Raw genomic sequence first — 8,703 nt, 5'->3', positions numbered from 1 at the left:
TGTTTGCAGACTTCTAAATAACTACTTAGGGCTGAATCCACCAAATGGAAGCAGCCCTAAGTATTTGTAGGCTAAAAAGTTTTACCGGACAGCAATAATAATAAATACACCATACCTGCACAGCGCTTTGCCGACCTAATACTTGATATTGGGACGTATTTACTGGCTTCGGGTGCCCATTGCGGCCGTCTGAACAGTAATATCGGCCGTTTGGCGGTTACTTGGGGATTCGATGTGCATCTTAGCCCTACATTCAGCGGGTTGCTGGTTACAGTTGTCGATAAAGAAAACCTGAATAATACTGTTACTTGTTATAAGTCGTCGCCGTCGCACAATGTGCATTTGACCGTACTTACCGAGGTGTCTCATCTTTCGTGGAAGGTACAGGACGAAAACTTGCCTATCGAATATGTAGAGCGGCAGTTTTCGGCTATCAAGGATAAGAAAAGCTACAATAACCTGACAATAGCCGTTGCTGTCGGGCTGTCGTGTGCAGGGCTTTGCCTGTTTTCGGGTGGAGATTTAGTGAATGCAGGTATTACATTTATTGCCGCTTTCTTCGGTTTCCTGCTGAGGAGCTTCTTGACGAAGAAGAATTTCAACCCGATGTTGTGTATCTCGATGGCAGCTTTTACTACAACGTTGATCTCCGGGCTTGGATGGTTGCACAACGTCGGTTCGCATCCTGAGGCGGCAATGGCTACGGCGGTGCTTTACCTGATACCGGGCGTACCTTTGATTAACTGTGTTATCGACCTGATAGAAGGATACCTATCGTCTGCAATCAATAGGGCATTATTCGGAGGATTCATCCTCCTATCCATTGCTGCGGGTATGACATTATGTATTACCCTGATGGGTATCGGCAACTTTTAAACATGGGTGCAATGATAGATATAACAGTTTTGGATATACTTCGCGACTTTGGAATAGCCTTTGTTATAGGCTTTTGTTGGGCTATCCTTTTTGGTTCGCCACGGCGGTTGCTCTGGGTTGCCGGGCTGATGGGTGGATTGGGGCATTGCATCCGCTTTGTGCTGATACAGTTCGATGCCGGGCTGATTACGGCTACTCTGGCGGGTTCGGTGTTTATCGGTTTGGCGGGAATATGGGTTGCACATTGGGTCGATAGCCCCCCTGTGGTATTTACCATGCCGGCCTGTATTACAATGATACCGGGTATGTTTGCGTACCGTACCATGCTGGCAGGCATAAAGCTTACAGATACATCGTCTATAGATAAAAATCCGCAATTGCTTTTGGATATGTCCCACAACCTGATGCTTACCATGTCGTTGCTGTTTGCATTGGCTATCGGCATCTGTATAGGGGCATTACTGTTTCGCAAGTCGAGCGTCAAGAATATATCATTCAGGGATATTATTGGCAGAGGATAGCTTGTATTCTCTTCTTTGTCTTCTTTTCACTATCAGGCGTGCTATAAGGAATACTACTATCTGAGTGAATATAATGAATACTCCCGAAGGGACATCGAGTATTGCCGACAGGAATAAGCCTGCAACACATCCGGTGAATCCTATTATGATGGAAAGGACGATCATTTTGGTAAAATTGGAAGTAAACAGGTTGGCTGTCATTTGCGGAATGGTGAGTATAGACATCAACAGTACGATACCTACCAGACGGATGGATAGAACAATGGTAATGGCTATAAACATCATCATGGTGTATTTGATGGTACGTACAGCCAGATTGCGGGTTTTGGCAAAATCGGGATCGAAAGCAGTGAACAATATCTGCTTCCCAAACAGGGCAAATACTGCAATAAGGATCACCGATAAGATAGCCAGATAGATGATGTCGCTTCCGGTAATGGTAAGTATGTTGCCGAACAGGTAATCCGACAGGTTGGGTGCAAATCCCGGTTTGAGGTAGATGAATATTATACCGATTGCCATACCCAGCGACCATAGGGAGCCGATAGCAGAGTCTTCGCGCACTCCTTGCCGCGACGATAGCCATTCTATGCCGAAGGCGGAAAGTATGGAAAAAGCCATTGCCGCAAATATAGGGTTCCATCCGAAGTAGATGCCCATCCCTATCCCTCCGAGCGAAGCATGGGTAATGCCTCCGCTAATGAATACCAGGCGGCGTACGACTACATATGAGCCGATGATGCCGCAGGCTATACTGGCAAACAGGCAGCCCAGCAGAGCGTTTTGGAAGAAGGTATATGAGAATAGCTCTAGGAATTCCATAGGTTTCGTTTTACGATAGTTGTCGGTTCATCTTAAATAAGGTTGGCTCCGAGGAATTTGCGGATAAGGTCTGCATCTTCGCCCCGCCTTTCAATATAAGCTTCTGCCTGGTCTTCGAGGATATTGCCGATATTGAAGTACCTGGATTGGGGATGCGAAATAATGATGCCGCTTACCGATGCGTTGGGAACCATTACACCATTCTCGGTGAGGTCGATTCCTATTTCTCCCGATTGCAACAAGTCGTTATTCAACAAGAAGTTGATAGACTGGTCGGGAATGGAAGGATAGCCTACAGCCGGGCGGATACCTTGATATTTGAGGGCAAACATTTCGTTTGCCGATATGTTCTCATTGGGTGCAAAACCCCAGTATTCGCGTCTGATTCTGGCATGCAGCCATTCGGTCGTAGCTTCAGCCAAGCGGTCTAATACAGATTTCAAAAGCAAGACTTTATATTCTTCACCTTGCCTTTCCAGTTCGCTCATCAGTTGGTTTGCTCCTATCCCTGCTGTAACGGTGAAGCCTGCAACATAGTCTTTCTTGCCTGATGACTTAGGTGCAACAAAGTCGCAAAGAGAAAGATAAACGCCCTTATCGTTCTTCTTCTGCTGGCGAAGCATTGGGAAGCAAACGTTGTTGATATAGATAGACTCGTTGTCGCTGTATGCCTCGAATATACCAAATACGGCGTTTATGTATTGGGCTTTATTGTAAATCAGTTCATCGAGCAATGCCTTTGCATCTTTATATAGCTTCATGCCTTCTTCAGCCTTTTCCCTTTCTTCTTCGGGGAAGGTGTTTAGCCAGTTTGCCTTGCAGGAAGGGCAGTCGTCTATGTTTTGTACGGATGCGTAACGGGCAGAAAGATTCCAGGAATGGAAGAAGAACTTCCAGTCGATGAAAGGCGCGATGGTTTCAATAGGGATGTTTCTCAATACCTGACGCCCCTCGGATTTTGGTGTTGGAGTCTTATAATCAGCCCAATCTATATTCATACCCTTATCCAGTATCTCCGATAAAGGTAACAGGTCAGCCTTTTTGTCCACCGAGTTTTCCCTCAGGGCAGCGTATTCCTGTTTAATCTCGCCTATGTATTCTTCCCTCGTATTCGGGTTGATTAGTTTGGCTACAGCAGCCGGAGCTTGCGAAGCATCTTTTACATAGACCACAGAACCGTTATTATATTTAGGGTCTATCTTTATGGCTGTATGAAGCTTCGATGTTGTAGCCCCGCCAATCATCAGGGGTATTGAGAAGCCGGCTTTTTCCATTTCATGGGCTACGATGCTCATCTCTTCGAGCGATGGAGTGATAAGCCCGCTCAGGCAAAGGATGTCGGGTTGTTCTTCCCTCACTTTCTGTATAATGACTTCGGGCGGTGTCATAACCCCGAGGTCTATCACCTCGTAATTGTTGCAAGCCAGAATGATAGAAACTATATTCTTACCTATATCATGTACATCGCCCTTTACAGTAGCTATCAGTAGTTTCCCCGCCTTATTGTTTCCCGATGAGGATGCTTTTTGAGCCTCTAATGTAGGTTCGAGGATGGCTACAGCACGTTTCATCGTTCTGGCTGTTTTCACTACCTGAGGCAGGAACATTTTGCCCGAACCGAATAGGTCGCCTACTTTATTCATGCCATCCATCAACGGCTTATCTATAATATCTACGGCCTTGGGATAGGCATTCAATGCTTCTGCAAGGTCTTCTTCCAGATAGTCGCTAATTCCTTTGATCAGCGCATACTGGATACGTTCTTCGAGAGAGTAGGTGCGCCATTCTTCTATCTTCTGCTCGGTTTCCCCGCTCTTTTCGTTCTTTATCTTTTCTGCATATTCGATAAGCTCGTCGGTAGCTTCGGGTCTGCGGTTGAATATCACATCTTCGAGCAGGTTCCTCAAATCGGGTTGGATGTCATCGTAGACAACAGATTGGCCCGGATTGACAATCCCCATATCCATTCCCCTCTGAATGGCATAATAGAGAAATACAGCATGCATGGCTTCGCGGATATAATCGTTGCCGCGGAAAGAAAAAGACAGGTTACTCACACCTCCGCTGATTTTAGCATGAGGCAGGTTCTTCTTTATCCATACTATTGTATCGAGGAAGTCGACGGCATAGTTTCGGTGTTCTTCTATTCCCGTAGCAATGGCTAACACGTTAGGGTCGAATATTATATCTAACGGATCGAAACCATCGTTTACAAGTAGTTTATATGCTCTTTCGCATATCGCGATACGACGGGCAAAGGTATCGGCCTGCCCGGTTTCGTCGAATGCCATAATGATAACAGCCGCACCATATTGCCTGATAAGGCGTGCCTGACGCAGAAATTCATCTTCACCACCTTTTAGCGAAATGGAGTTTACAATAGGCTTGCCCTGCACACATTTCAGCCCGGCTTCCAATACTTCCCACTTAGAGGAGTCTATCATTACAGGTATGCGGGATACGTCGGGGTCGGATGCCATCAGGTTGAGGAACGTTGTCATTTCCTTTACCCCATCCAATAATCCTTCGTCCATGTTTACGTCTAATACTTGTGCCCCGTCTTCTACCTGTTTGTGGGCTATGGAGAGGGCTTCTTCGTATTTTTGCTCCTTTATCAGACGTAAGAACTTGCGCGAACCGGCGACATTGAGCCGTTCGCCTATATTTATAAAGTTGATTTCAGGTTTCGCTTCCAGCAATTCCAATCCCGACAACCACATATATTGCGGTTTTGAAGCGGCTTGGTGAGGGATGGCATTTTTTATCAGTTCAGCATATTTGGCTATATGGGCAGGGGTTGTACCACAACAACCGCCAATAATGTTGACAAGGCTTTCGTCTATGTATTCTTTGATTTGCCCCGCCATTATTTCCGGTGTTTCGTCGTATTCTCCAAACTGGTTTGGCAATCCGGCATTAGGGTATGCAGATACGTAGGTCGGTGTCAGTTGCCCCAATTCTTTCAGGAAAGGTTTCATGTCCGATGCTCCAAAAGAGCAATTCAGCCCGATAGATAGTAACTCAGTATGGCTTACCGATGCAAGGAATCCGCCAATTGTCTGTCCCGATAGTGTACGCCCCCCTTTATCGGAAAGTGTAACCGAAAGCATGATTGGCAGGTCTATATTGCGCTCTTTGCGTACCTCATCGGCAGCAAATATGGCTGCTTTGGCATTCAGTGTATCGAATATGGTTTCTATGAGCAACAGGTCGACTCCGCCGTCTGCAAGGCCTTCGATCTGTTCTTTGTAAGCGGAATAAAGATCATCGAATGTCACTGCACGGAAGATCGGATTTTCGACCTTGGGGCTCATCGAAGCGGTTTTGTTTGTCGGGCCTATCGAGCCTGCTACAAAGCGGGGTTTTGCAGGATTAGCCTTTGTATATTCGTCTGCGGCTTTGCGGGCTATTCGGGTAGCTTCTATGTTTATTTCCTTTACCAAACCGGCCATATTATAGTCTTCCATAGATATGGCATTGGCATTGAATGTATTTGTTTCGATGATGTCGGCTCCGGCATCCAGATATTCGCGGTGTATGGCTTCTATTACATCGGGACGAGTAAGGCACAAGAGGTCATTATTTCCTTTCAGCAAGGTAATGGAATCCTTGAACCGTTCTCCACGGAAGTCGTCTTCAATGAGCCTATAACGTTGGATCATAGTGCCCATTGCTCCGTCGAGAATCAGGATCCGGTCTTTAAGTATATTTTGTATTTTATTCATTTTCTGCTTTGTTTTAAAACTTTTACCGAATCGATGACGTAGAAGGCGGCATACTGTTTATTTAGCCAATAATCCGGTTTATCGGACAAGTCTTCAAAATCATATTTGACTGGTAGTATTATTTCTTCTTTAAATATAATGGTCTTATTCCCTTTTCGTTTCTCTGATATTACATATTCTTCTCTTTCTTTGAATCTTTCGGAAAGGTAGCTGATATTCAGATAATCGTATATGTAATTTGACGCAAATACAATTGTAATGATACCGATAATAATTCTGTTGATATATCTGGCTTTTTTATTTTCAAAATGTATATTTGCATATAATATCCCGCAGCCTATAAATATAAAAGTGACGATTCCGAATGCTGCGCGGGGAGGGAATATAGGGGAAGCCATCATTGCCATCCAGGCTATATGTCCCGAAAGGAAGAAGAGTAGAGAGCCGTTCAGCAATTTTCTTCCTTTGCCATTTTGCTGCTTGCGATAGATATAAAAAAGGAGAATGTATAATAATGTGGTAGGCAATATATATATGCTATAACGGTATCCCGCTTTCAATATACGATAGATAATGTTTTCGAACAGGGATTTATCGGCCAGCCCGAGGATTTCTCCCACCTGTTCTGAACGGACATAGTTGCCGGGCGCAAGAATCATCGTTGCCCCTCCTATGATTATGCCAATGAGTCCGCACACAGCCCATAGGGGAATCTTCTTATTCTGAAACCACAGGAATAAGAAGGTACAGATGATAAAGAAAAACTCGGCAATAAACATATTCTCATTTGTCCATCCGGCTATAATGCCAAAGATAAAGAAGATGAAAGGGTAAAATATCCCTTTATATTCTTTATCAGAAATATAGTAGTTGTAATAAAAATAAAGAAAGGAAATGACAATAATTGTCCCCCATAGATAATTGGCTGCTCCTACAAGCCATAATATTGTACAGCTAAAAACAGGTAATAGCAACCAAAAAGACAGGCTTAATACCGCGAAAAGCAATGTATTGGTATTGTTTGTCTTGTTGCAGATACGGTAGATAAGGAATGTTAATAGGGCAAATGCTATACTATTTACGATATCGCTTATTGCTACTCCGGCCCATGATAGAAGATGGGCTATACTATGGACTACCGAACGTCCTCCCCATTCAAAGTATTGCTGATACAGACGGTCGAAAATTTGAGACAAAACAGAGGTGCTATTGCTATAAATATATGTCCAGTCGTCAGAATATAGCGGATACAACTTGTTTAACAGGTACGCTAAAGAAAAAATACATAGCAGAAGGATAGATAGTACAACAGGCTTGTATATAGTTTTTTCTGACTTCGGCTTACTGTTCTTTTGGGGAGGAGTCATATATTTTTATAGTTTTTACGTTTTTATATCTGCCATAAAGTTTCGACCAATGTTCCGGGTCGTCTATCAGCCAGTCGTATAGGTTCAAAATGATTAATCTTGAGTCTCCGGCTACAAATATTTTGTCATTGATAATAATATCTTCTTCTCCTTTTTTTATTTTTTCATCAATCAGCCGTTCCCTTCTTTTACAAGTTTCGCTGAAATGCTTCAGTTCTATATAATTCATTTGGCAGGAAAGGATGAATAATACCCCTGCAACCAAAAAGGCAAGATAGTAGGGGATCTTCAACTTGCCAAAAGAAGAGAAATCTATATTAGCAAATAAGATAGCAATGGCCGTCAGCATAAGCATTATTATTCCGAACCATGCCCTTCCCGGAAATGATGGAGAGCCTGCCATTGCTGCTGTTGCAACCAAAGATGTAATGAAAAATAAGACAGACAGATAGATTATTTCTTTTTTCTGTTGTTTCCTGTTTTTATATATGTATATTCCTAAGAGGATGATATATAGAAGTATGGGGTAGGATAGATGAATGCGAGCCATTCTGGTTACAGTAACCAACCTGTAGAAATAATAGGAGAGGGACGCTCCTTGCATGTTGTGTATGGCTACAAATTCTTGTTGTGCCCTGATATGGTTTCCCGGTGCGGCTAATAGCAATATTGTGCCAATAATAGCACCGATAAGTCCGAAAAACATCCAGCGGGGAATTGGCTTTTTTTGTAACTTTAGCAATAAGATTATAGCTATGATGAAGAAAATCAAAGCAACAGACATATTTTCGTTAGTCCATCCGGCAAAGATGCCAAGAAAGAAGAAGCTTATTTTCCGGATAATGTTATCCCTCATATTGCTATTTAGGTAATATGAAACATAGAAAGAGATAATAGCGAAAACAATGAGGCTTCCCCATAGGTAGTTGGCGCTCCCGGTTATCCAAAGCAAGTTTTGAGAAAAAGCCGGTAGAGTAAACCATATCAATATGTTTATAAGCAGGAAAAGTAATGGTCTAGCTTCCTTTTTTTGATTAGCGATGGTATATATCAGCATTACCAAAGCCAGATAAGCGACAGTGTTCAGTATATTATTCCAAGGTTCGCCAACCCAAAGCAGCAAATGAGCAATAGAGTGTACAACAGATCTTCCACCCCATTCGAAATAATGCTGGTATTGACTGTTTATAATGTCATAAAAGCTACTTATCCGTTCGTAGCTTAATCCAAAGTTGAAAGAATAATACCAATCGTCGAGATAGGCAGGGTAGAGGACATTCAATATATAGAAAAAAACACCAGCCAAAACAACTAGCAAAAAGAGCAAAGTTGTTTTGACCGTTTTTTTATTCCATTTTATATCAGAGCCAATATCTTTATTCACTATACTGT

6 protein-coding genes are annotated in these 8,703 nt (G+C 43.1%); 2 read left to right on the top strand and 4 right to left on the bottom strand.

Annotated features, from left to right (window positions below; all coding sequences use genetic code 11):
* Positions 1 to 111: 111 nt before the first annotated feature.
* Both D0T57_RS09140 and D0T57_RS09135 read left to right on the top strand, forming a co-directional pair.
* Positions 112 to 876 carry a threonine/serine exporter family protein gene (locus D0T57_RS09140; RefSeq protein WP_163273105.1) on the top strand — a complete coding sequence of 255 codons (765 nt, stop codon included), beginning with the start codon at positions 112 to 114 and terminating at the stop codon, positions 874 to 876.
* 11 nt (positions 877 to 887) lie between these two features.
* The gene (locus D0T57_RS09135) at positions 888 to 1,397 is read left to right on the top strand and encodes a threonine/serine exporter family protein (protein WP_163273096.1); all 510 of its coding nucleotides are present in this window, start codon (positions 888 to 890) and stop codon (positions 1,395 to 1,397) included.
* Here D0T57_RS09135 and D0T57_RS09130 read toward each other — a convergent pair.
* The 4 genes from D0T57_RS09130 to D0T57_RS09115 are packed head-to-tail and all read right to left on the bottom strand — an operon-like array spanning position 1,368 to position 8,695.
* Complete coding sequence (locus tag D0T57_RS09130) at positions 1,368 to 2,219, bottom strand: metal ABC transporter permease (RefSeq protein ID WP_163273094.1); 852 nt, start codon at positions 2,217 to 2,219, stop codon at positions 1,368 to 1,370. The genes D0T57_RS09135 and D0T57_RS09130 overlap by 30 nt on opposite strands.
* Before the next feature lie 32 nt (positions 2,220 to 2,251).
* Positions 2,252 to 5,944 carry a methionine synthase gene (gene metH, locus D0T57_RS09125; protein ID WP_163273092.1) on the bottom strand — a complete coding sequence of 1,231 codons (3,693 nt, stop codon included), beginning with the start codon at positions 5,942 to 5,944 and terminating at the stop codon, positions 2,252 to 2,254.
* Positions 5,941 to 7,311, bottom strand: coding sequence for a DUF6056 family protein (locus D0T57_RS09120; protein WP_163273090.1), 1,371 nt, complete (start codon positions 7,309 to 7,311; stop codon positions 5,941 to 5,943). The genes metH and D0T57_RS09120 overlap by 4 nt, the downstream gene beginning before the upstream one ends.
* Complete coding sequence (locus D0T57_RS09115) at positions 7,286 to 8,695, bottom strand: DUF6056 family protein (RefSeq protein ID WP_163273088.1); 1,410 nt, start codon at positions 8,693 to 8,695, stop codon at positions 7,286 to 7,288. Before D0T57_RS09115 ends, D0T57_RS09120 begins: the two co-directional genes overlap by 26 nt.
* Between the last annotated feature and the right edge of the window lie 8 nt (positions 8,696 to 8,703).

Source organism: Dysgonomonas sp. 511 (genome assembly GCF_010501105.1).
Taxonomy (GTDB): Bacteria; Bacteroidota; Bacteroidia; order Bacteroidales; family Dysgonomonadaceae; genus Dysgonomonas.
This window is presented reverse-complemented; position numbering and strand designations above follow the sequence as displayed.